Source organism: Streptomyces mayteni, assembly GCF_054783955.1.
The window spans coordinates 1-21,577 of record NZ_BAAGPR010000042.1; the positions used below are offsets into that span (position 1 = coordinate 1).

Here is a 21,577-nt window from a genome sequence, read left to right on the forward strand (position 1 = left end):
GGCGCGGCCAGAGCCCGCGCGAAGCGCGGAAAAGGGCGGGTGGGTGGGGGAAAACCCCTGCCGGCCGCCAAGCGCACCGCACCGGCATATAGGCCCGAACACCACCCCCGCCAACCGAAAGGTGGTGGTCACCACCATCGGTCACACCCCGCCCCCTTCCTACTGTGCGGCCATGGACAACAACCCCCGCCCCACAGCCGAAGGGCCGTTCCTCGCCGGTCGTACCGCGCTCGTCACCGGGGCCGCCAGTGGGATCGGGCGGGCCTGCGCCGTCGCGTTGGCCGGCGCCGGCGCGCACGTGCTCGTCGTGGACCGGGCGGCGGAGGCCGCCAGGGCCACGGCGGAGGAGATCGGCGGCACCGCGTTCGTCCTCGACCTGTCCGAGCCCGACGCGGTCGACACGCTGCCCGACGACGCGGACGTCGTGGTCAACAACGCCGGGCTCCAACACGTCGCGCCGCTCCACGAGTTCCCGACCGACCGGTTCGCGCTGATCCAGCGGGTGATGGTGGAGGCGCCGTTCCGGATCCTCCGCCGGACCCTTCCGCACATGTACGCGCAGGGCTGGGGGCGGATCGTCAACATCTCCTCGGTTCACGGGGTGCGCGCCAGTCCCTACAAGGCGGCCTACGTCACCGCGAAGCACGCCCTGGAGGGCCTGAGCAAGGTCGCCGCGATCGAGGGCGCGCCGCACGGCGTCACCAGCAACTGCGTCAGTCCGGCGTTCGTCCGCACGCCGCTGGCCGAGGACCAGATCGCCGACCAGGCGCGGGCGCACGGCATGGCGGCGGACGACGTGGTCCGGCGCGTGATGTTGGAGCGTCCGGCGATCAAGCGGCTGATCGAGCCGGCGGAGGTCGCCGGCACCGTGCTGTGGCTGTGCGGCCCGCACACCGGCTATCTCACCGGCGCCTCGATTCCGCTCGACGGCGGCTGGACCGCCCACTGAGCCACCGCGCCGTTCCCCACCGGCGCCCCGTCCCCCTCCCCACCCCCCACCCAACCGGAAGTGGTGTCCATGCCCGCCCCAGCACCAGACGCACCCGCCCCACCCACCCCACCCGCCCCGCCCACACCGGAGAAGCTCCGCCGCGTCGTCGCCGCGAGCCTGATCGGCACCACCATCGAGTGGTACGACTACTTCCTCTACGGCTCCGCCGCCGCGCTGGTCTTCGGCAAGGTGTTCTTCCCCGAGTCGGATCCGCTCACCGGCACCCTGCTGTCGTTCCTGACCTACGCCGTCGGCTTCGCCGCCCGTCCGATCGGCGCGCTCGTCTTCGGGCACTTCGGCGACCGGGTCGGCCGCAAGAAGCTGCTGGTGGTCAGCCTGTTGATGATGGGCTGCGCCACCACGCTGATCGGCTGCGTGCCCGGCTACGCGACCATCGGCGTCGCCGCGCCCATCCTGTTGACGGTGCTGCGGCTGGTGCAGGGCTTCGCGCTCGGCGGCGAGTGGGGCGGGGCCGTGCTGCTGGTGTCGGAGCACGGTGACGCGCGGCGGCGCGGGTTCTGGGCGTCCTGGCCGCAGGGCGGGGCGCCGGCCGGCAACCTGATCGCGGTGGGCGTGCTGTCGCTGACGACCACCCTGCTCAGCGACGAGGCGTTCGAGACCTGGGGCTGGCGGGTGCCGTTCCTGCTGTCGGCGGTGCTGGTGCTGGTCGGGCTGTGGATCCGGATCTCCGTCGACGAGTCGCCGGTCTTCCAGGCGGCGCTGGCCAGCGCCGAGCGCCGCAAGCGGGAGCAGCGGGCCACCGGGCAGGACGAGCAGCCGCCGATCCTGGCGGTGATCCGGCAGTCCTGGCGGGACATCCTGGTGGCGATGGGCGCGCGGATGGCGGAGAACATCTCGTACTACGTGATCACCACGTTCGTCCTCGTCTACTGCGTCGACCACCTCGACCTGTCGCAGCAGACCGCGCTCAACGCCGTGCTGATCGGCTCCGCCGTGCAGTTCTGCCTGATCCCGGTGTTCGGGGCGCTGTCCGACGTGGTCGGCCGGCGGCCGGTCTACCTCTTCGGCGCGGTCGGCACCGGCGCCTGGGCGTGGGCGTTCTTCACGCTGCTTGACACCGAGTCGTTCCCGGCGCTGTTGCTCGCCGTCACGGTGGGGCTGGTGTTCCACAGCGCCATGTACGCGCCACAGGCGGCGTTCTTCTCCGAGCTGTTCGCGACCCGGATGCGGTACTCGGGGGCCTCGATCGGCGCCCAGTTCGCGTCGGTGGCCGCCGGCGCGCCGGCGCCGCTGATCGCCACGGCGCTGCTGCAGTCCACGGGCGGCTCGGGGGCCATCTCGCTGTATGTCACGGCGGCCGCGCTGCTCACCGTGGTCGCGCTGGTCGCCGCCCGCGAGACCCGAGGCAGCGACCTGGGCGAGGATGACGCGGAACCAACGCCCGCCGCGCCGGCGGCCGCGGCGGTCGAGGGCCGTCCGACCTCCTGACGGGCCGCCCGACACCTGCCATGATGGCTGCCCGATGACTGGTCAGACGGCGTCGGCCGCCCACCATGTCAGCAGGCTGCTCGACCTGTTGACCACGGACGCACCCGCCGAGCGCTTCGGCGCCGTCGCCACCGAGGCCCGCCTCGGTGGCGTCGCGGCGCCCGAGCTCGCGGAGGTCGAGCGCGCCACCGCGGCCGCGCTGCGCATCCACCGCGCCCTGCGGCAGCACCGGCGGCGGGAGGCGGAGCTGACCGCGCTGTTCGACACGGCGGGCGACCTGGCCGCGCTGCGCGACCTGGACGCCGTCCTCAACTCGATCGTGCGCCGGGCGAGAAGCCTCCTCGGCACGGACACCGCCTACCTCACGCTGCACGACGAGGAGGCGGGCGACACCTACATGCGGGTCACGGACGGCTCGGTCTCGCCGCTCTTCCAGAACCTCAGGCTGGGCCTTGGCGAGGGGCTCGGCGGGCTGGTCGCGCAGACCGCCACCCCCTATGCCACGCCCGAGTACCGCACCGACGGCCGGTTCCTGCACACCTCGTCCATCGACGCGGGGGTGCTGGACGAGGGCCTGGTGGCGATCCTCGGCGTGCCACTGCAACTCGGCACGGGCGACGGGCGGGAGCGGAAGGTCATCGGGGTGCTGATGGCCGCCGACCGGACGCCGCGGACGTTCGCCCCCGAGGAGGTGGCGCTGCTCTGCTCGCTCGCCGCGCACGCCGCGATCGCCATCGACACCGCGCGGGCGCTGGCCGACACCAGGGCCGCGCTGGCCGAGCTGGCCGAGGCCAACGCCGTGATCCGCGCGCACTCGGCCGCCATGCAGCGCGCGGCGGAGGCGCACGACCGGCTCACCGGTCTCGTGCTGCGCGGCGGGGAGCTGCCCGAGGTGGCGACGGCGGTCGCCGGGCTGCTGGACGGCGCGATCACCATCCACGACGCGGACGGCCGGGCGTTGACGGCGGTGCGTCGCGGCGGCGGCCCGTTCGGGGAGCGGATGGACCCGGGCGAGCTGGCCGAGGCCGTCGCCGACTCGCACGGCGGCGGGCGGGCGGTGGCCAGGCGGGACCGCTGGATCTGCGCCGCGCTTGCCGGCCAGGAGCTCCTGGGCAGCCTGGTGCTGCACGGCTGCCCGCGGCTGGCCGACGCGGAGCGGCGGCTCTTCGAGCGGGCGGCGATGGTGACGGCGCTGCTCCTGCTGCTGCGCCGGTCGGTGGCCGAGGCGGAGAACCGGATCCGCGGCGAGCTGATCACCGACCTGCTGACAGCGCCGGACCGCGACCCGACGGGCCTGGTGGAGCGCGGCAGGTGGCTGGGCGTCGACCTGGCGCGGCCGCACCTGCTGCTGGTCGCCGAGACGGCCGCGGCCGCGCGGAAGCGGCTGGCCACGGCGGCCCGGCAGTTCCTGTTCGGCAGCGAGAGCGTCAGCGCGGAGCACGCGGCCGCCACCGTGCTGCTCGTCCCGCACGCGGACGCCGATCCAGGCGAGGCCGCCAGGACGGCGGCGGCCCAGCTGACGCAGCTGGTCGGGGCGCCGGTCACGGTGGGCGCCGCGGGTCCCGCGGCCGGGCCCGCCGGTCTGTTCGCCGCGCACGCGGAGGCCGTCCGCTGCCTGCGGGCTCTCACGGTCCTCGGCCGGGCCGGCGAGGGGGCGTGCGCGGCCGAGCTGGGCTTCCTCGGCGTGCTGCTCGGCGACGGCCGGGACGTCCACGGCTATGTGGCCGCCACCCTCGGCCCGCTGCTCGAGTACGACGCCAGGCGCGGCACGGAGCTGATCCGCACCCTGCACGCCTACTTCGGCTGCGGGCGGAGCCTGACCCGGGCCAAGGACCGGCTCCATGTGCACATCAACACGGTGGTGCAGCGCCTCGACCGGATCCAGGCGCTGCTGGGGCCTGACTGGAACGGTCCGGAGCGGGAACTGGAGCTCCAGCTGGCGCTCCGGCTCCATCTCCTCACCGGGAACCCTCCCCCAGACGTCGTCCGGGGGGACGCCCACGGCGACGGCTGACCCGACGACGGCCCGACCCGGCGGAAGAACGCGCGGCCGCGGGCGGTCACTCCGCCCAGTCGGCGCCCCAGGTGGTGTCGCGCGCCGCCCGGTAGGCCGGGCCCTGCCGGCGGGTCACGGTCTCACGGCGCAGCGCGGCGTCCGGCGTGCACAGGTCCAACAGGACCTGCCCCTTGCGGAGTTGGGGGCGGCGGACGACGCGCGCCGGGGCCGCGGTGGCCGGCGTCCGCCGCGTCGCCGCGACGTAGGAGAACTTCTCGTCCTCGTAGGGCAGCACGCCGCCCTTGACCCGCCGGTGCAGGGCGGAGCGGCTGACCCGGGCCGCGAAGTGGCACCAGTCGGCGCCAGGTTCGATGGGGCAGGTGGCGTCGTGCGGGCAGGGGGCGACGATCGCCAGGCCGGCGGCGAGCAGCCGGTCGCGCGCCGCCCGGACCCGGAGGTAGCCGTCGGGGGTACCAGGCTCGACCACGACGACGGCGGAGCCGGCCGCCGCGGCGGCCGCGTCGACGAGTCCCTCGCGGGCCGGCTCGGGCAGCTCGCCAAGCAGGTAGGAGACCGTGACCAGGTCGGCGTCCTGGAGCTCGGCGCCAGGTGCCAGGCGTTCCCGGCGCCAGTCGACGCGGAGCCCGGTGCCGGCGGCCAGCTCGCGGCCGAGGGCGATGGCCGGCTCCGACCAGTCGACGACCGTGGTCTCGCGGGGGCCGCCCGGCCAGGTCTCGGCCCCGGCCCAGACGGCCGCCCCGGTGCCGCCGCCGAGGTCGAGGTGGCTGGCCGGGGCCCAGTCGGGCAGCCGGCCGGCGAGCTCCCGGAGCGCGGCCGAGATCGCCTCGAAGGTGGCCGGCATCCGGTAGGCGGCGTAGGCGACGGCGTCGGCCCGGTCCCGCAGGATGGGCGCGGCGGAGACGGTGCGCCCCCGGTAGCTGGCGATCAGCCGCTCGACGGCCGCCGTGGCCTGCCGGGGCGGCAGGCCGTCGAGCAGCCGGTCGAGGGCGGCGCCGAGCGGGGTGGTGGTGGGGCTGGTCACCGCCGCAGTGTAGACGCGCGGCGCCAGGGGCGGACGAGGGCCAGGAAGCAGATCGTGGAGAGCACCACGGAGCCGAACTGGACGACGGCCATCGGGACGGCGGTGTCCTCGCCGGCCACGCCGACCAGCGGGGAGGCGATGGCGCCGACGAAGAACTGCGAGGCGCCGAGCAGCGCGGAGGCGGAGCCGGCGGCGTGCGGGGTGCGTTCCAGGCCCTCGGTGTTGGCGTTGGGCAGCACCAGCGGCATCGAGCCCATCAGGACGAAGAGCCCGGCGGCGATCGGGACGAGGCCGACGTCGCCGAGGATGCCGGAGGTCATCAGCAGCAGGGCGGCGGCGGAGACCAGCAGCAGCGCGTGGCCGGTGGCCATGATCCGGTGGGTGGCGACCCGGCCGACCAGGATCTTGCCGTTGACCTGGCTCATGATCACCAGGCCGATGGAGTTGATCATGAACAGCAGGCTGAAGGTCTGCGGCGAGGCGCCGTAGATCTCCTGGATGACGAACGGGGAGGCGGCGACGTAGGCGAAGAGGCCGGCGAAGGTGAGGCCGCCGACAAGCAGGTGGCCGGTGAAGACGCGGTCCCTGAAGAGGCCGCCCATGGTGCTCAGGGCGGCGCGCACGCCGCCGCGCTCGCGCCGTTCCGCGGGCAGCGTCTCGGGCAGCCAGCGGGCCGCGACCAGGGTGAGCAGCAGCCCGGCGACGGCGAGGACGACGAAGATGCCGCGCCAGTCGGTGAACCGCATCAGCTGGCCGCCGAGCACCGGGGCCAGGATCGGCGCGAGCCCGGAGATCAGCATCAGGGTGGAGAAGAACCGGGCCATGGCGACGCCGTCGAACATGTCGCGGACGATGGCGCGGGCGACGACCACGCCGGCCGAGCCGGCCAGGCCCTGGAGCAGCCGGAAGGCGGTCAGCGACTCGACGTTGGGCGCGAAGGCGCAGGCGGCGGAGGCCACCACGTAGCCGCCCATGCCGACGAGCAGCGGCAGCCGGCGGCCGAGTTGGTCGCTCATCGGGCCGACGACCAGCTGGCCGAGGCCGAGGCCGAGGAGGCACGCCGTCAGGGTGAGCTGCACGGTGGCGGCGCCGGTGCCGAGGCTGTCGGCGACCTCGGGCAGGGCGGGGAGGTAGGTGTCGATGGAGAGCGGGGTGAGGGCGGTGAGGCTGCCCAGAATGAGGGTGAGCAGCAGTCCGGCCCGCCGCCGGCGGGAGAGCTGCGGCGCTCTCTTGCCGGTCGTGGCGGGCCGGGTCGTCGAGGTCTGTGGGTCAAGTGTGGATGCGGCCGTCGGGGATTGGCCGGGCTGGGTCATGCACCTCTCCGGTGAATCGCTCGGAACAATCCGATCATCCCATGATTGGGTGGCCGCCCTCCGCTTCTTTACGCCCCTCCGGGGGATCCCGCGCGGTGCGTTTGGTCACACACGCCCCGGCACGGGCGCGAAGCGCTCGCGACTGCGACGTTCGGCACGTTCTCCAGCCGTTTCGTGGGCCTACCGTCACACTCGGCGAGTTCACATGGGACCCAGCCGCTCAGCGCCGCTCGCGGCCCGCCAGGTGCGGGAGCGGACCGCCGACCTGACGACGATGGCGGAGGAGTCGGTGCTCGGCGTCCGCGTCATCAAGAGCTTCGGCCATCACCGCGGCCTGACCCGGGCCTTCCGGGAGCTGGCACTCCGGATTCGCGGCACGGAACTGGCCAAGGCCCGCCTGCTGGCGGCCCTTTCCGCGCTCCTCGCGATGCTGCCGGACGCGTCGTTGGGGGCGGTGCTGGTGCTGGGCGCGGTGGAGGTGGCGGACGGCGAGTTGTCGGCCGGTACGCTCCTGGCCTTCCTCGCGATCGCGCTGGAGTTGCGCCCGGCGGTGGCGTCGACCGGATCGCTGCTGGCGATGAGCAGCGACGCGGCGACCGCGGCCGACCGCTACTTCGAGGTGATGGACCGGCCCACCCCGGCCGACGCGGCACGGCCGCGGCAACGCACGGGTCGAGCGGGCACGGAGACGAGGGCCGAGCCCGAGGCGCCCGCGGCCGACGTGGTCTTCGACGGCGTGGAGTTCCGCTACCCGGACGCCCCGCCGGGCGAGCCGGCCATGCTGACGGGCGTCAACCTGCGGCTCGCGCCCGGCGAGACCGTGGCCCTGGTGGGCGCCACCGGCAGCGGCAAGAGCACCCTGGTCGCCCTGGTGCCCCGGCTGCACGAGCCGACCGGCGGCCGGATCCTGCTCGACGGTACGGACGTCACGGCACTGACGCGCGCCGCGTTGCGGCGTCAGGTCTCCGTCGCCTTCGAGGAGCCCACGCTCTTCTCCACGACGGTCGCCGAGAATGTCCTGCTGGGAGCCGAGCACGCCGACGCGGAGGATCTCGCCAGGGCCCTGGACATCGCCCAGGCGGACGGCTTCGTCCGGGCCCTCCCCGACGGTGCGCTGACCCACGTCGGCGAGCGGGGCATGAGCCTGTCGGGCGGCCAGCGTCAGCGGCTGGCGCTCGCTCGTGCCATCGTCGGCCGACCCCGCCTGCTCGTCCTCGACGATCCGCTCTCCGCCCTGGACGTCCACACGGAATCGCTCGTCGAGGCGGCGCTGCGCCGGGTCCTGGCCACCACGACGGCCCTGGTCGTCGCGCACCGGCCGTCCACCGTGCTGCTCGCCGACCGGGTCGCCCTGCTGTCCGGCGGTCGGATCACCGCCGTCGGGACCCACGACGATCTGCTGCGCACCCACCCAGAGTACGCCGCCCTGATGAGCGCGTTCACGGTCGACGGGAGCGCCGCGCGATGACCCGGTCGGGAGCCGGCCAGCCGCCCGCCGGCGGCGGCGTCGACCCGTTCGGAACGGACTCGCTCCCCGCCCCCAGGAGAGCGGCCCGGTCGCTGCTGGCGTCCCTGCTGCGCCCGCACGCCCGCCGCCTCCGGCTGGCCGGCGCGCTGGTGCTGTTGCAACGGGGCGCGGCGCTGACGGGCCCGCTGCTGGTGGCCTACACGATCGATCGGGCGGCACCGGCCTGGCGAACGGGTGACCGGTGGCCGATGACCACCATTGCGATCGGCTACCTGCTGTGCGTGCTGGCCTCCGGGGCCCTGCAGTACGCGTTCGTCACGGTCTCCGCCCGGATCAGCCAGGACGTGCTGCTCGACCTGCGCGTCCGCGTGTTCGGGCACGCCCAGCGCCTGAGCCTGGACTTCCACGAGCGCTACACCTCGGGCCGCCTCACCTCCCGGCTCACCACCGACGTCGCGGCGCTGCGCGGCCTGCTCGACGACGGCCTGGCGACGATCGTCACCGCCGCCGTGTCCACCGCCTACATCACGGCGGCACTGCTGTACCTCGACTGGCCGCTGGGCCTGGCCGCGGTGCTCGTCATGGGGCCGCTCGCCTGGACCATGCGGTCGTTCCGGCGGCGGTCGGCGCGCGTCTATCGCCGGCGGTCGAGCGCGATGGCGGTGGTCGTCGCGAGACTCGCCGAAACCCTGGGCGGCATCCGTACCGTCCAGGCGTTCCGGCGGGAGGAGCCCAACGGCGCCGCGTTCGCCGCCCTCAACGGGGAACACCGGCGGACGAACGGCGACGCCGGCCTGGAAATGGCCCGTTACGTCACCGCGTCGCGGCTGGTCGCCAACGTCGCCGTCGCCGCCCTGGTGGTCTGGGGCGCCTCCCGAGTCGTCTCCGGCGGGCTGGAGTTGGGCGCGTTCGCCGCGGCCGTCCTCTATCTGCGGCAGCTCTACGACAACCCGCTCAGGCTCGGTGGGGTCGCCGACGCCTACCAGTCGGCGGCCGCCTCCCTGGAGAAGATCGCCGCCCTGCTCGGCCAGCGGCCCACCGTCCCCGAACCGCCCACCCCCGTCCTCCTCCCGCCTCCGGCCGCCGAGAGCCCCGGCCGCTCCGTGACCTTCGAGGACGTGACCTTCGCCTACCCGACCGGCGGAGCGGCGCTGTCCGGGGTCGACCTCCACATACCCGCCGGTCAGACGCTCGCCGTGGTCGGACCGACCGGCGCCGGCAAGTCCACGCTGGTCAAGCTGCTGGCCCGCTTCCACGACCCCACGGCCGGCCGCGTTCTCGTCGACGGCACGGACCTGCGTCAGCTGTCCGCGCCCGAACTGCGCCGCACCGTGGTCATGGTGCCGCAGGACGCGTTTCTCTTCTCCGGTTCGGTGGCCGAGAACATCGCGATCGGCCGGCCCGACGCGGATGCCGCGGCCATCACCCGCGCGGCCCTGACCCTCGGGGCACACGACCTCATCGCCGCGCTGCCGGACGGCTACGACACGGACGTCCGAGCGCGCGGCACCCGGCTCTCGGCCGGCCAGCGGCAGCTCATCGCCCTGACCCGCGCCCTGCTCGCCGAACCCGCGATCGTGATCCTCGACGAGGCGACGTCCTCCCTCGACATCCCCACCGAGCGAGCCGTGCACCACGCGATGCGCACCGTGCTGCGGGGGCGAACGGCCGTGATCGTCGCTCACCGCCTCTCGACCGTCCAGCTGGCGGACCGGGTGTTGGTGGTGAACGAAGGACGCCTGGTGGCGGACGGCCCACCCGACGCGCTCCTCACACGAGACCTGGGCTGGCCTCCAACCGCACCACAACACCGGCGCGCGGGGGGCCAGTAGTCGTGGATATCAGTCCGCTCAGCAGCTCGCCTGGGAGAACAAGCACGCCAAGGGCTTCAACACCACCGATGTCGCGGTCGAGTTCGGGCTGCTCACGGGCGCGAAGCGCCCGCGACTGCGACGTTCGGCACGCCTTTCTGGCCGTTCCGTGGGCCTACCGTCACACTCTGCGAGTTCACCTGGGCCACAGCCTGGGCCGCTTACCGCCGCGCCACGCTGATCAGATGCGAGCTGGCGGCCAGCAGCTCGGGGTATGGCTCCGCCATCCGGGCCGCCACCAGCGCTGACTCGAACAGCGGAGTGCCGATCGCCGACTCCCCCGTGAACTGCTCGGTCGCCTTGAGCATGCCCCACGTCGGCCCCTCGATCCCGAACACCTCGGCGCCCGCGAACCCGGCCGCGTCGACCTCGTTCCGCAGCTCCTCGGCGCTGTGGAAGTACGCCTGGGTGAAGGACTTCTTCCCGTCATGGATCCGGGATTCGAGGATCCCTGCGATGCTCCGCTGAACATGCTCCCGGTGCAGATGCGCGAACGCCGTGTGCTCGAACAGCGAGGCGTACCTGTTGATTCCGGCGGCGGCGAGGAGCCCTCCGGGTCGCAGCACACGGAACGCCTCGGCAAGGGCCTGCCGCCGGTCTCCGGCATCGGTGAGGTGGTAGAGCGGGCCGAGGAGCAGCACGACATCGTAGGAGCCGTCCGCTGCGGCGAGTTGGCGTGCGTCACCCAGCTCGGCCGCACATCCGGCGATCTGTTGGGCTTGGTCGACATGGCGGGGAACCGGGTCGACCAGGTGCACGCCATAACCGTCCGCGATCAGCCACCGCGCGTGCGTCCCCGGGCCACCGCCGACGTCGAGCACCCGCGCGGGAGGCTCTGGCAGGTAGCGGCGCAGCAACTCCTGCGTGCGCAGCAACTCCAATGCGCCGTCGGCAGACGACGACAGCCGGTCAGCCTCGGTGACCTTCGAGGAGTAGAACGCCATCACCTCAGGAGCTATCCGTGGGGCAGTCATGTGTGCATCTTGTCCCGCCGGGCGCTTCGGCAACAGGTAACCTGACCGGTCAACCTGACAACTTTCCGGAGGGGGCTCATGGCCAAGCTGAAGTACGAACAGATCGCCGACCACTTGCGCGAGCGGATCACCAACGGGGAGTTCAGGCCCGGCGATCTGCTCCCCTCGGGACGCGACCTCTGCGAGCAGTGGGGAGTGTCCCGTGCGACGGTCATCAAGGCGATGGATGTCCTTCGCGCGGACGGCGCTGTCGTGGCGCGCCAGGGCTCCGGGTTCACGGTCGTGGATACACCCGTCGCTCGCCCTGCCGGTCGCCGTGGATCCGGCGCGCGAGTGGTGGGCGCACATCCGTTCCGGCGCCTCGGCACACCGACGCGGGAACGACCGCCGCAACGGATCGCTGACGCCCTGCAACTCGACCCCGGCGAACTGGCGCTACGGCGTGCGCGGCTCATCCTCCTCGACGAAGGTAGCGCACTGACACTGGTCAACGCCTGGTTCCCACCGGACATCGCGGACGCCTGCCCGCGCCTGGCGAGCGAAGGACCGCTGGCCGAAGGCACCACGACCTATGTCACACGCACAACGGGCCGGTCATCCGCGCGGGGCATGGATGTCCACACGGCCCGCCTGGCGACGGACGAGGAGGCCGGAACGCTCGGCACCACCACCCCGACCGCCGTGGCCGTCACACTGCACACCGCTTTCGACGCGGAGGGCCTGCCCTTGGTCTGCGAGGAGGGCGTGACTCCGGGAGAACTGTGGGAACTGACGGACAGCTACCCGATGGGGTCATGAGGTAACGAATGACTGGACCGGTCAACCGGTCCAGTGTATGAAAGGAGGTCACCGGCCCCTTTCATGGATCGAGTTGCCCATGAGCATGTCGTCTCCGAACTGGATTCCTCCCAACGGCCATGGCGTCCGTCAGCTCCCAGCCGGCCGTTGGTTCGACGCGGTCGAGGTCGGTAGTCTCGCCGCCGTCCCCGCCCTCGGCCGACTCGGCCCGCGATCTGGACCGGTCATCGAGGACCAGACACGAGACGTCGTCCGCTGGCTGATCCCACCGCGAGCGGGCACCGGGTGGAACCTGCCCTTGGCGCGCGTCCTCGGCCACGGCGACACCGTTGCGATGCCGCCCGCCGAGTGGACGTGGGGCCTACGGTTGGGCGCGCCGCCCGTGCGCTGGCTCTACCCACCGACCGGCACCTGCCTGACCAGCCCCCGGATGCTGCTTGAGGCGCTGACCGCGATGCCGCCCCCGCCGACCGGGACGCGCTACACCGCCGGCACGGCCCGCGCCGAGGCCGCCTTCACCGTGGTGACCGGCCGCGAGGGGCCCGTCGATCCGACCGTGCCCGTGACCTGCTCGTACTGCCACCACCCCATCGTCGTGAACAACGACCACGCCACCACCTGCCCGTGGAAACGTGGAAAGGCCCCGGCGCGGTGACGACCGGCATCTCCCTACGCTGGGGCACCCACGAGCTGATGGGCCAACTGGTCACCGACCCGACAACCTGCCGCGTCGGCCGGCTGGACGGAGTGCTGGAACACGTGGCCCGCGAGACCGGGCAAGTCCTGCACGTCGAGGCACACATGCGTCCGGTCGACGGAAGCGGCATGGAGTGGACCGCTGACGCGGCCGCCTTGGTGTCGGTAGCCGATGCGTCCTGACCACCCCACGAGGCTCATGGACCTGGGGCAGAACGTCGCAAGAAAAATCGGGAAGAACGCTCGACGGACCTACAGCCCCGCCCCCGGACATCGGACCATGCGGCTGACGCGGGTGACCACTCGTCCCTACGCTGTCTGGATGGTCACTCCGGTTGAACTCGTCATCTTCGACTGCGACGGCGTGCTCATCGACAGCGAGCGCATTGCCGTGCGCGTCCATGTCGCGACGGGCGCCGAGTTGGGCTGGCCGCTGACCGAAGCCGAGGTGATCGAGAAGTTCATCGGCCGGTCGATCGTCTCCAACGCAGAGCACATCACCGCCCGAGTAGGTCCGAGCCGGGCCGCGCTCTGGCTGGAAAGGTTCGCGGAACTCCACCGCACGGCCGTCGACGCCGAACTCACCCCGGTCGACGGCATCCTCGAAGTCCTCGACACCCTCACGCTTCCCAGCTGCGTCGCCTCTGGCGGCAGCCACGACACGATGCGCCACACCCTGGGCCGCACCGGGATCTACCCACACTTCGAAGGCCGCGTCTTCAGCGCCAGCGAGGTCGCCCACGGCAAACCGGCCCCCGACCTGTTCCTGCACGCCGCCAAGCGGATGGGCGTCCACCCCTCGGCCTGCATCGTCGTCGAGGACAGCAAGTACGGGATCCAGGCAGCCCGCGCGGCCGGCATGCGCGCCCTTGGATACACCGGCGGACTCACACCCGCCCAATGGCTCGAAGGACCGAACACCACGGTCTTCGACGACATGAGCAGACTCCCGGCACTCCTCGCGAAAGCGTCAGGGCTACCCGCGCCCGCCAACCCGGCTACTCAGAATCGCCAACCCGAGCGCTAACCCACCAACCGGCCCGGCCCGCCGCCGGTGTCGGCGGGCCGGGCTGGTCGCGTGCCTAGGCGGGCCGCAGGCCCGGGTCGCCGGCCAGGGAGGTGAGGGTGGCCGCGGTGACGACGCCCGCGCCCGGGGTGGTGACGGTCGGCACCACCCGGTACTCGGCGCGCAGTTGGCGGCTGTCGAGGGTGAGGACGACGTAGCCGCGGCGGCCGTCGTAGAACCACAGGTGCGGGTTGGCGCCGGTCAGGGCCGGCCAGTTGGCCGGCCGCTCCGAGCCGTTGCCGCCGCTGGAGATCGAGCTGGTGACCAGCTCGACGCCCAGGGTGCGGGAGGCCGGGTCGTCCCAGTCCGCCTTGATGTCGAAGCCGTAGTGGACGTGCACGTCGCCGGTGAGCACCACCAGGTTCTCCAGACCGGCCTCGCCGACCCAGGACAGGAAGCGCTGGCGGGCCGCCGGGTAGCCGTCCCAGGCGTCCATGGAGAGCGGCCAGGGCCCGTCGAGCCGGTTGCGGCGGCGGGAGAGCACCACCTGCTGCGGCACCAGGTTCCACACCGCGCGGGACCGGCGCCAGCCCTCGGCCAACCAGCGCTCCTGGCTGGCGCCGAGCAGTGTGCGCTCCGGCGCGGCGACCCCGTCGTCCGGCACCTGCCAGCCGTCGCCGAGCGCCTGGTCGTCCCGGTACTGGCGGGAGTCCAGGATGTCCAGCTGGGCCAGCCGGCCGTAGCCGAGCCGCCGGTGGAGCTGGGCGTCGGGGCCGTGCGGCAACTGGGCGCGGCGCAGCGGCATGTTCTCGTAGTAGGCCCGGTAGGCGGCGGCGCGGCGGACCAGGAACTCCTCGGGCGACACGCTGTTCTCGGGGATCGCGCCGGCGTAGTTGTTCTCCACCTCGTGGTCGTCCCAGGTGACCACGAACGGGTGGGCGGCGTGCGCGGCCCGCAGGTCGGGGTCGAGGTGGTAGAGCGCGTACCGCAGCCGGTAGTCCTCCAGGGTGACGGTCTCCCGGTTGAACTGGGCGGGCAGTTGGTCCGCGCCGGTGTAACCGCGGGCGCCGGCGGCGGCGTTGATCGGGTACTCGTAGAGGTAGTCGCCCAGGTGCAGGACGGCGTCGATGTTCTCCTCGCGGGCCAGGTGGCCGTACGCGGTGAAGTAGCCCTGGTCGTAACGCTGGCAGGAGACCACCGCGAAGCGCAGCGACTCGGCGCGGGCGCCAGGGGCCGGCGCGGTGCGGGTGCGGCCGACGGGGCTGACCCAACGGCCGGCGCGGAAGCGGTAGTAGTAGTCGGTCGCCGGGCCGAGGCCGCCGGCCTCGACGTGCACCGCGTGGTGGAACTCGGGGTGGGCGCGCTCCTCGCCCGACCGCACGATCCGGCGGAACGCCTGGTCCCTGGCGATCTCCCAGCGCACGGTGACCGGTTGGGCCGGCAGCCCGCTGTCGACGGCGAACGGCTCGGGCGCCAGCCGGGTCCACAGCACCACGGAGTCGTGGTGCGGGTCGCCGGAGGCCACGCCCAGGGCTTGTGGGGGCACCTCCCAGCGTTAGCTGGGGGAGGGTCGGTGGACAGCGCGTTCGGGTCGAACGGGGCCGCCGCCTGGGCCGCGTTGGGGAGGTTGGTGGAGAACGCGATCGCCGCCGCCACGCCGGTGACGGTGAGGAAGCGGCGCCGGTCGAGGAGCCGGGCGGCGGCGCGCAGCGCGTCGGTGGGGGATGTCGGGGAAGGGGTGTGCGTCATGCCGTCGAGTGCAGCGAAGCCGCCCGGCCGCGGGGCGGCCCGCGTCCGTCGACCACACGGCGATTCCATGACAAGGCACCGTGCGGAGACCAGGCGCGGCGCGGAATAGCGCCGGCGCACGGCGGGTTGCACGCCGCATGACTCACGACCCCGCCGTACTCCGATACACCGCTTTCTCGTCGCGTCCTGAGGGGGGCAATCCGGCGGGCGTCGTGCTGGACGCCACCGGCCTGTCGGACGAGGCCATGCAGCGGATCGCCGCCGACGTCGGCTACTCGGAGACGGCCTTCCTCACCCCGGAGGGCGCGGCCGGCCGGTACGCCGTGCGCTACTTCAGCCCGCTCGCCGAGGTGCCGTTCTGCGGGCACGCCACGATCGCCACCTCGGTGGCGCTGGCCGAACAGGTCGGGCCGGGCGAGCTGACGTTCCTGACGCCGGTCGGCGAGGTGCCGGTCACGGTGCGGGTGGACGCGGACGGCGGCCTGCTGGCCACGCTCTCCAGCGTCGAGGCGCACCAGGAGCCGGTCGCCGGGGACGACGTCGCCGAGGCGCTGGCCGCGCTCGACTGGCCGGCCACCGACCTCGACCCCGCGCTGCCGCCGCGGATCGCGTTCGCCGGCGCCCGCCACCTGGTGCTGGCGGCGGCCAGCCGGGAGCGGCTGGCCGCCCTGGACTACGACTTCGACCGGCTGACCGCGCTGATGCTGCGGCTCGACCTGACCACGTTGCAGCTGGTCTGGCGGGAGTCACCCACCGTGTTCCACGTGCGCGACCCGTTCCCGGTCGGCGGGGTGGTGGAGGACCCGGCGACGGGCGCGGCGGCCGCCGCGTTCGGCGGCTACCTGCGCGATCTCGGGTTCGTGCCGCCGGCGGCCGTACTCACGCTGCACCAGGGCCACGACCTGGGAAGGCCCGCCCTGCTGAAGGTCGAACTCCGGCTCGGCGACCCGCGCGTCCACGTCACGGGCACCGCCGTCCGCATCCCGGACCCGGCCCCCGACGACGTCGAAGGCTAGGGCCTGAGGCGGGTCACCCGCTCGTGGGTGTGGGCCTCGATGTCCTGCACGGTGGTGTGCAGCAGCTGGTGCGACAGCTCGGAGAGCGCCCTGGCCGCCGCCAGCTCGCGCCCGATGTCGGGCACGTTCTCGTCGCCCGGATGAGCCCGGGCCACCCCCTCGGTGACCAGCACCGTGTCGGGCCGGTCCTCCAGGCGGGCCTCGGCCCGCGTCATGCGGCCCCCGTCCTGCTCGGAGTCGATGGACAGGTGCACGTTCCAGGTCTCCTCGTGTGCCATGATCGGCCTCCCTGGTGAACGTGTGAGGAGTCACGAAAAGCGTTCGTCCTTCCATGGTCGCTCTCTTCCGGCGCGAACGCACACACACCGGTCAGGGGCTCGAGTCCGGTGCGGAAGGCCATGGGAGGCTGGGGGCAGCCGGGCCGTACGACAGACCAGGTGGACCGATGCCAGAGCGAACGACAACGAAGCCCCGCGCCGGCGGGGCGGGCGCCGACCGGTGGGTCGTGGCGCTGCGCCGCACCCCGGTGTCGATGTGGCGGGACGACATCGACCACTGGGCGGCCGCGCTCACGTACTACTCGGTCCTCGCCGTCTTCCCCACGCTCTTCGTGGCGCTCTCGGTGATCGGGATCGCCGACCCCGGGGTGGCGCAGGAGCTGCTGTGGCAGTTCAGCGCGCTGGTGCCGGCCGGCTCGCGCGGCGACGTGGTGACCGCGCTGCACGACCTGTCGGAACAGCGCTCGGCGGCCTGGGTGGTGACGGTGGTGGGCGCGGTCAGCGCGCTGGTGTCCGCCTACAACTACCTGGCGATCTTCCGGCGGGTGCAGCACGGGATGCACGGGGTGATCGACCCGCGCCCGCCGTGGCGGGCCATCCCCCGCACCATGCTGTCGGCGCTCGGGCTGCTGATGCTGCTGGTGGCCAGCGCCACGGTGCTGGTGCTCACCGGCGGCGCGGTCCGCGTCATCGGGCGGGCGCTCGGCCCTGGCGAGGCGGGCAGCGCCGCCTGGGACCTGCTGAAGTGGCCGCTGCTCGTGGTGCTGGTGACGAGCCTGGTGCTGGTGCTGTTCCGTACAGGGCCCGCCACCGGCCGGGTGCCGTTCCGCGGGGCGGCCGGCGGGGCGCTCGCCGTGCTGCTGTGGCTGGTGGCGTCGGCGGCGTTCGCGCTGTACGCCTCGGGGGTGGGCACCTACGACCGGCTCTACGGCTCGCTGGCCGGGATCATCGTCTTCCTGGTGTGGCTCTGGGTGTCCAACCTGAGCCTGCTGGCCGGCGCCCAGTTCAACGCGGAGCTGACCAGGTTGGCGCGGCCGCCCGCGCCGCCCTGCCCCACCGTCCCGCCGCTGCCGCCCCTGCCCCTGCCCCCGGCGACGCCGCCCGTACCGCCGACCCCGACCCCGACCCCGGCGCCCACCCCGACTCCGACGCCGACGCCGACCGACCCGCTGTCGGTGGCCGGCACGAAGGACGAGCAGCCATGACCCGGCCCCCGGTGACGCTCGACGACCTCGACCGGAAGATCGTCGCGGCGCTGATCGCCAACGCCAGGACCAGCTTCGCGGAGATCGGCGCCGCCATCGGCCTGTCGGCGCCCGCCGTCAAGCGCCGGGTGGACCGGATGCGGGAGGCCGGCGTGATCACCGGTTTCACGGCGACCGTGCTGCCGAACGCGCTGGGCTGGCGCACCGAGGCGTACGTCGAGGTCTACTGCGACAGCGCGGCCCCGCCGCGCCGGCTGGCCGAGGTGGTGCGCGACTACCCGGAGATCATCGCGGCGATGACGGTCACCGGTGGCGCGGACGCGCTGCTGCACATCAGGGCCACCGACATCGAGCACTTCGAGCGGGTGCTGGAGCGGATCAGGGCCGAGCCGTTCATCCGGAAGACGGTCAGCCAGATCGTGCTCTCCCACCTGATCGCCAACTCCCCCGAGGCCGGAGCGAGCCCCGACACCCCCGTCATCACGCAATGATCCACCGCCAGGTGGCCTGACAACGCAACGTCCTTGCGCACACGCGCAAGTCCCGTTTCTTGTCGCCCGTGTCCTCCCGTTTCTACCGTCAAAGGGAAGAACCGAGAGGAGTCGCCAGTGCCAGGCAAGCCTGCCCGCCCGCGGCGCTATCTGATGTGCGAACCACGCCACTTCGACGTGGCCTACGCCATCAACCCCTGGATGGACCCGGCCGGCACCGTCGACCGGGAGCTGGCGCGCGCCCAGTGGGCGGCGCTGGTCGACGCGTACCGAGCGCACGGCCACACCGTGGAGACCATCGAACCGGTGCCCGGGCTGCCCGACATGGTGTTCGCCGCCAACTCGGCGCTGGTGCACGGCGGCCGGGTGCTCGGCGCCCGCTTCCGCGCCCCGCAGCGGCAGCCCGAGACCGACGCCTACGAGGTCTGGTACAAGGCCGCCGGCTACGCGGTCCGCGAGCCGGACGAGGTCTGCGAGGGCGAGGGCGACCTGGTGCCGGTCGGCGGCCGCGTCCTGGCCGGCACCGGGTTCCGCACCAGCCCCGGCGCGCACGAGGAGGTGCGGGAGCACTTCGGTCTTCCGGTGGTCACCCTGCCGCTGGTCGACCCGCACTTCTACCACCTGGACACCGCGCTCTTCGCGCTGGACGACGGGACCCCGGGCGACATCGCCTACTACCCGGACGCTTTCGCCCCCGAGGCGCGGGACACCCTGGCCCGGCTGTTCCCCGACGCGCTGCTCGCCACCCGCGAGGACGCGCTGGCCTTCGGCCTCAACTCGGTCTCCGACGGCCGCCATGTCTTCGTCGCGCCCCAGGCCGCCGGCCTCGCCGGCCGGCTCGCGGAGCGCGGCTACGTCCCCGTCCCCGTCGACCTGTCGGAGATCCACAAGGCCGGCGGGGGCATCAAGTGCTGCACCCAGGAGCTCCGCCCATGACGAACCGCGCCACCGCCGCCCGCTCCTCCGCCGAACTGATCCGCGCCGAGGAGAGCACCCTCGCGCACAACTACCACCCGCTGCCGGTGGTCGTGGCCCGCGCCGAGGGCGCCTGGGTCGAGGACGTCGAGGGCCGCCGCTACCTCGACATGCTGGCCGGCTACTCGGCCCTCAACTTCGGCCACCGCCACCCGGCGCTGATCGAGGCCGCGCACCGTCAGCTCGACCGCCTCACGCTCACCTCCCGGGCCTTCCACAACGACCGACTCGCCGGCTTCGCCGAGGGGCTCGCCGAACTCACCGGCCTCGACATGACGCTGCCGATGAACACCGGCGCCGAGGCGGTCGAGAGCGCCATCAAGGTGGCCCGCCGCTGGGCCTACCGGGTACGCGGGGTGCCGGCGGACCGGGCCACCGTCGTGGTCGCCGAGGGCAACTTCCACGGCCGCACCACCACCATCGTCGGCTTCTCCGACGACCCGGACGCCAGGGACGGCTTCGGCCCCTTCACCCCGGGCTTCCGCACCGTCCCCTACAACGACCTGGCGGCGCTGGAGGCCGCCGTCGACGACACCACGGCGGCGGTGCTGATCGAGCCGATCCAGGGCGAGGCCGGGGTGCTCGTCCCGGACGACGGCTACCTGGCCGGCGTCCGCGAACTCACCAGCCGCGCCGGCGTCCTGTGGATCGCCGACGAGATCCAGTCGGGCCTCGGCCGCACCGGCACCACGCTGGCCGTGGAGCACGAGGGCGTGCTGCCCGACCTGCTGCTCCTCGGCAAGGCGCTGGGCGGCGGCATCGTCCCGGTCTCCGCGGTGGTCGGCCGGCGCGATGTCCTCTCCGTGCTGACCCCCGGCAGCCACGGCTCCACCTTCGGCGGCAACCCCCTGGCCGCGGCGGTCGGCACCGCCGTCCTCGACCTGCTGCGCACCGGCACCTACCAGCGGCGCGCCACCGAACTCGGCCGGGTCCTGGACGCCGGCCTCGCCGGCCTGGTCGGCGAGGGCGTCCTCGCCTACCGCTGCCGCGGCCTCTGGGCGGGCATCGACATCGACCCCGCCATCGGCACCGGCCGCGACATCGGCGAACGCCTCCTCCGCCAGGGCGTCCTGGTCAAGGACACCCACGGCTCCACCATCCGCCTCGCCCCGCCGCTGACCATCACCGAGGACGAACTGACCGGCGCGATCGAGGCATTGGCGAAGGCGTTGCGCTGACGCCACGTGCCGACCACGCGGAACCCAGCCGCGCCCCCCGCGGGGCGCGGCACCGCGCGACCGCCCACCTCGGCGACGGCCCGGCGGGCCGTGTCAGTGGCCCGTGCTTGACTGCCTGGTCATGGACGAACTGGAGTTGCTCGCGGGTATTCACGCCCTGGTCACGCAGGCCCGACAGGGCCTGGTGTGCGACCAGGCCGGTCACGCGGCGGGGCACAGGTGCCTGACGCCGGAGGACGACATCCACCTGCCCGCCTTCGGCCAGGCGCTCAGCGGCCGGTACGGGCAACCACGCAACCTCGCCGCGGGCGGGTTCGTCGATCCGACCCTGACCGAACACACCGGAAGACCGCTCCTCGCCCCCTTCGGGGAGCGGATCGTCGAGCTGCGCGCATGGGCCCACGCCGACCGGTGGATCGGCTGCGGGGCGGTAAGGACCGGCGGCGAAACACAGCCGGTCGTGCTGGTCGCCGAGCGGCCGACGGGGAAGCCGGACGGTCTGCCGGCGGGCGCGTCCTGGGTGGACGCTGTCGTCGCCGTCACCGGATGGTCACGGGAACGGGGCGACGTGGTCGACTGGGCGACGGCCGAGACCCGGCTCGGTACAGCCCTGCCCGGTGACTACAAGAGACTGGTCGAGCTGTTCGGGTATGGGGAATTCGACGGCTATCTGAGTCTCCTGCTCGCGGACGGGCCGCCCGGGAGCCTCGACATCGTCAGGTTCAACGAGTTCTGGGCTCGGTGCGCCGCGGCCGACGGCAACCGCTCGTGGGAGCCGTACCGTCTGTATCCGGCCCCCGGTGGGTTGCTGCAGTGGGCCAGCACCGAACAGAAGGCCTCCTTCTACTGGCTCACGGAGGGCGCCGACCCCGACCGGTGGCCCATCCTCGTCACGGACGACGACCACACCTCATGGGACCGCTTCGACGGCTCGACCGCGGAGTTCGTCTACCGGATGCTCACCGACCCGCTGCACCCTCACTCGACCGCTCGCTACTTCGACAGCCACTCGTTCACGGCCTACGAGAGCCTCGACCAGGACGGCGATCGATGAAGCCGCGCCGTCCGAAGCTCGATCGCC

Annotated in this window: 18 protein-coding genes and 2 pseudogenes; 15 read left to right on the forward strand and 5 right to left on the reverse strand. The window is 73.2% G+C overall.

The window, feature by feature from the left end; genetic code table 11:
• The first annotated feature begins 172 nt into the window (after positions 1 to 172).
• The 3 genes from ACYVPE_RS19470 (at position 173) to ACYVPE_RS19480 (ending at position 4,454) form a co-directional block, all read left to right on the forward strand.
• The gene (locus ACYVPE_RS19470; protein WP_461034919.1) at positions 173 to 949 is read left to right on the forward strand and encodes a 3-hydroxybutyrate dehydrogenase; all 777 of its coding nucleotides are present in this window, start codon (positions 173 to 175) and stop codon (positions 947 to 949) included.
• A 69-nt stretch (positions 950 to 1,018) separates the two neighbouring features.
• Complete coding sequence (locus ACYVPE_RS19475) at positions 1,019 to 2,440, forward strand: MFS transporter (protein ID WP_461034920.1); 1,422 nt, start codon at positions 1,019 to 1,021, stop codon at positions 2,438 to 2,440.
• A gap of 34 nt (positions 2,441 to 2,474) precedes the next feature.
• Positions 2,475 to 4,454, forward strand: a complete 1,980-nt coding sequence (locus ACYVPE_RS19480; protein ID WP_461034921.1) for a helix-turn-helix domain-containing protein — start codon at positions 2,475 to 2,477, stop codon at positions 4,452 to 4,454.
• A gap of 46 nt (positions 4,455 to 4,500) precedes the next feature.
• Here the strand turns inward: ACYVPE_RS19480 and ACYVPE_RS19485 are convergent, their stop codons facing one another.
• On the reverse strand, positions 4,501 to 5,478 hold the full coding sequence (locus ACYVPE_RS19485) for a small ribosomal subunit Rsm22 family protein (RefSeq protein WP_461034922.1): 978 nt from the start codon (positions 5,476 to 5,478) through the stop codon (positions 4,501 to 4,503).
• Entirely contained in the window at positions 5,475 to 6,791 is a 1,317-nt protein-coding gene (locus ACYVPE_RS19490) for a Bcr/CflA family multidrug efflux MFS transporter (RefSeq protein WP_461034923.1), read from the reverse strand. Before ACYVPE_RS19490 ends, ACYVPE_RS19485 begins: the two co-directional genes overlap by 4 nt.
• A 235-nt stretch (positions 6,792 to 7,026) precedes the next feature.
• On the opposite strand from ACYVPE_RS19490, the pseudogene ACYVPE_RS19495 reads away from it, so the two are divergent.
• Both ACYVPE_RS19495 and ACYVPE_RS19500 read left to right on the forward strand, forming a co-directional pair.
• Positions 7,027 to 8,259: pseudogene (locus ACYVPE_RS19495) on the forward strand (ABC transporter ATP-binding protein); the annotation flags it as partial.
• Positions 8,256 to 10,091: an ABC transporter ATP-binding protein gene (locus ACYVPE_RS19500; RefSeq protein ID WP_461034924.1), complete on the forward strand. Its 1,836-nt coding sequence runs from the start codon at positions 8,256 to 8,258 to the stop codon at positions 10,089 to 10,091. The pseudogene ACYVPE_RS19495 and the gene ACYVPE_RS19500, both read left to right, overlap by 4 nt.
• A 200-nt stretch (positions 10,092 to 10,291) precedes the next feature.
• On the opposite strand, the gene ACYVPE_RS19505 is transcribed toward ACYVPE_RS19500, so the two are convergent.
• A complete protein-coding gene (locus tag ACYVPE_RS19505) occupies positions 10,292 to 11,104 on the reverse strand; it encodes a class I SAM-dependent methyltransferase (RefSeq protein ID WP_461034925.1) in 813 nt (270 codons plus the stop codon).
• Between the two features lie 78 nt (positions 11,105 to 11,182).
• Between ACYVPE_RS19505 and ACYVPE_RS19510 the strand changes: the two genes are divergently transcribed.
• The 4 genes from ACYVPE_RS19510 (at position 11,183) to ACYVPE_RS19525 (ending at position 13,625) form a co-directional block, all read left to right on the forward strand.
• Positions 11,183 to 11,902, forward strand: a complete 720-nt coding sequence (locus ACYVPE_RS19510; protein ID WP_461034926.1) for a GntR family transcriptional regulator — start codon at positions 11,183 to 11,185, stop codon at positions 11,900 to 11,902.
• 79 nt (positions 11,903 to 11,981) lie between these two features.
• Positions 11,982 to 12,557 (forward strand): hypothetical protein, encoded by a 576-nt coding sequence (locus tag ACYVPE_RS19515; protein WP_461034927.1) that lies wholly within the window; start codon positions 11,982 to 11,984, stop codon positions 12,555 to 12,557.
• Complete coding sequence (locus ACYVPE_RS19520) at positions 12,554 to 12,781, forward strand: hypothetical protein (RefSeq protein ID WP_461034928.1); 228 nt, start codon at positions 12,554 to 12,556, stop codon at positions 12,779 to 12,781. Before ACYVPE_RS19515 ends, ACYVPE_RS19520 begins: the two co-directional genes overlap by 4 nt.
• A gap of 139 nt (positions 12,782 to 12,920) precedes the next feature.
• Complete coding sequence (locus ACYVPE_RS19525) at positions 12,921 to 13,625, forward strand: HAD family hydrolase (protein ID WP_461034929.1); 705 nt, start codon at positions 12,921 to 12,923, stop codon at positions 13,623 to 13,625.
• Positions 13,626 to 13,680: 55 nt separating this feature from the next.
• Here ACYVPE_RS19525 and ACYVPE_RS19530 read toward each other — a convergent pair.
• Positions 13,681 to 15,353, reverse strand: a pseudogene (locus tag ACYVPE_RS19530) (alkaline phosphatase D family protein).
• Between the two features lie 137 nt (positions 15,354 to 15,490).
• Here ACYVPE_RS19530 and ACYVPE_RS19535 point away from each other — a divergent pair.
• Complete coding sequence (locus ACYVPE_RS19535) at positions 15,491 to 16,369, forward strand: PhzF family phenazine biosynthesis protein (RefSeq protein WP_461034930.1); 879 nt, start codon at positions 15,491 to 15,493, stop codon at positions 16,367 to 16,369.
• Here ACYVPE_RS19535 and ACYVPE_RS19540 read toward each other — a convergent pair.
• Positions 16,366 to 16,647 carry a dsRBD fold-containing protein gene (locus ACYVPE_RS19540; RefSeq protein WP_461034931.1) on the reverse strand — a complete coding sequence of 94 codons (282 nt, stop codon included), beginning with the start codon at positions 16,645 to 16,647 and terminating at the stop codon, positions 16,366 to 16,368. The two genes, ACYVPE_RS19535 and ACYVPE_RS19540, sit on opposite strands and share 4 nt — an antisense overlap.
• 167 nt (positions 16,648 to 16,814) lie before the next feature.
• Here ACYVPE_RS19540 and ACYVPE_RS19545 point away from each other — a divergent pair, with 167 nt between their 5' ends.
• From ACYVPE_RS19545 to ACYVPE_RS19565, 5 genes are all read left to right on the forward strand, one after another.
• Entirely contained in the window at positions 16,815 to 17,852 is a 1,038-nt protein-coding gene (locus ACYVPE_RS19545) for a YihY/virulence factor BrkB family protein (protein WP_461034932.1), read from the forward strand.
• Positions 17,849 to 18,343 (forward strand): Lrp/AsnC family transcriptional regulator, encoded by a 495-nt coding sequence (locus ACYVPE_RS19550; RefSeq protein WP_461034933.1) that lies wholly within the window; start codon positions 17,849 to 17,851, stop codon positions 18,341 to 18,343. The genes ACYVPE_RS19545 and ACYVPE_RS19550 overlap by 4 nt, the downstream gene beginning before the upstream one ends.
• Before the next feature lie 153 nt (positions 18,344 to 18,496).
• Positions 18,497 to 19,279, forward strand: coding sequence for a dimethylargininase (gene ddaH / locus ACYVPE_RS19555; protein WP_461034962.1), 783 nt, complete (start codon positions 18,497 to 18,499; stop codon positions 19,277 to 19,279).
• On the forward strand, positions 19,276 to 20,496 hold the full coding sequence (gene rocD, locus ACYVPE_RS19560; protein ID WP_461034934.1) for an ornithine--oxo-acid transaminase: 1,221 nt from the start codon (positions 19,276 to 19,278) through the stop codon (positions 20,494 to 20,496). The genes ddaH and rocD overlap by 4 nt, the downstream gene beginning before the upstream one ends.
• Positions 20,497 to 20,617: 121 nt before the next feature.
• Positions 20,618 to 21,550: an SMI1/KNR4 family protein gene (locus ACYVPE_RS19565; RefSeq protein WP_461034935.1), complete on the forward strand. Its 933-nt coding sequence runs from the start codon at positions 20,618 to 20,620 to the stop codon at positions 21,548 to 21,550.
• The last annotated feature ends 27 nt before the right edge of the window (positions 21,551 to 21,577 follow it).

What these genes read in the sequence shown, in the direction of transcription:
- ACYVPE_RS19470 (WP_461034919.1), top strand. Translation starts at nt 173, where the DNA reads ATGGACAACAACCCCCGCCCCACAGCCGAAGGGCCGTTCCTCGCCGGT.
- ACYVPE_RS19475 (WP_461034920.1), top strand. Translation starts at nt 1,019, where the DNA reads ATGCCCGCCCCAGCACCAGACGCACCCGCCCCACCCACCCCACCCGCC.
- ACYVPE_RS19480 (WP_461034921.1), top strand. Translation starts at nt 2,475, where the DNA reads ATGACTGGTCAGACGGCGTCGGCCGCCCACCATGTCAGCAGGCTGCTC.
- ACYVPE_RS19490 (WP_461034923.1), bottom strand. Translation starts at nt 6,791, where the DNA reads ATGACCCAGCCCGGCCAATCCCCGACGGCCGCATCCACACTTGACCCA.
- ACYVPE_RS19500 (WP_461034924.1), top strand. Translation starts at nt 8,256, where the DNA reads ATGACCCGGTCGGGAGCCGGCCAGCCGCCCGCCGGCGGCGGCGTCGAC.
- ACYVPE_RS19505 (WP_461034925.1), bottom strand. Translation starts at nt 11,104, where the DNA reads ATGACTGCCCCACGGATAGCTCCTGAGGTGATGGCGTTCTACTCCTCG.
- ACYVPE_RS19510 (WP_461034926.1), top strand. Translation starts at nt 11,183, where the DNA reads ATGGCCAAGCTGAAGTACGAACAGATCGCCGACCACTTGCGCGAGCGG.
- ACYVPE_RS19515 (WP_461034927.1), top strand. Translation starts at nt 11,982, where the DNA reads ATGAGCATGTCGTCTCCGAACTGGATTCCTCCCAACGGCCATGGCGTC.
- ACYVPE_RS19525 (WP_461034929.1), top strand. Translation starts at nt 12,921, where the DNA reads ATGGTCACTCCGGTTGAACTCGTCATCTTCGACTGCGACGGCGTGCTC.
- ACYVPE_RS19535 (WP_461034930.1), top strand. Translation starts at nt 15,491, where the DNA reads ATGACTCACGACCCCGCCGTACTCCGATACACCGCTTTCTCGTCGCGT.
- ACYVPE_RS19540 (WP_461034931.1), bottom strand. Translation starts at nt 16,647, where the DNA reads ATGGCACACGAGGAGACCTGGAACGTGCACCTGTCCATCGACTCCGAG.
- ACYVPE_RS19545 (WP_461034932.1), top strand. Translation starts at nt 16,815, where the DNA reads ATGCCAGAGCGAACGACAACGAAGCCCCGCGCCGGCGGGGCGGGCGCC.
- ACYVPE_RS19550 (WP_461034933.1), top strand. Translation starts at nt 17,849, where the DNA reads ATGACCCGGCCCCCGGTGACGCTCGACGACCTCGACCGGAAGATCGTC.
- ddaH (WP_461034962.1), top strand. Translation starts at nt 18,497, where the DNA reads ATGTGCGAACCACGCCACTTCGACGTGGCCTACGCCATCAACCCCTGG.
- rocD (WP_461034934.1), top strand. Translation starts at nt 19,276, where the DNA reads ATGACGAACCGCGCCACCGCCGCCCGCTCCTCCGCCGAACTGATCCGC.
- ACYVPE_RS19565 (WP_461034935.1), top strand. Translation starts at nt 20,618, where the DNA reads ATGGACGAACTGGAGTTGCTCGCGGGTATTCACGCCCTGGTCACGCAG.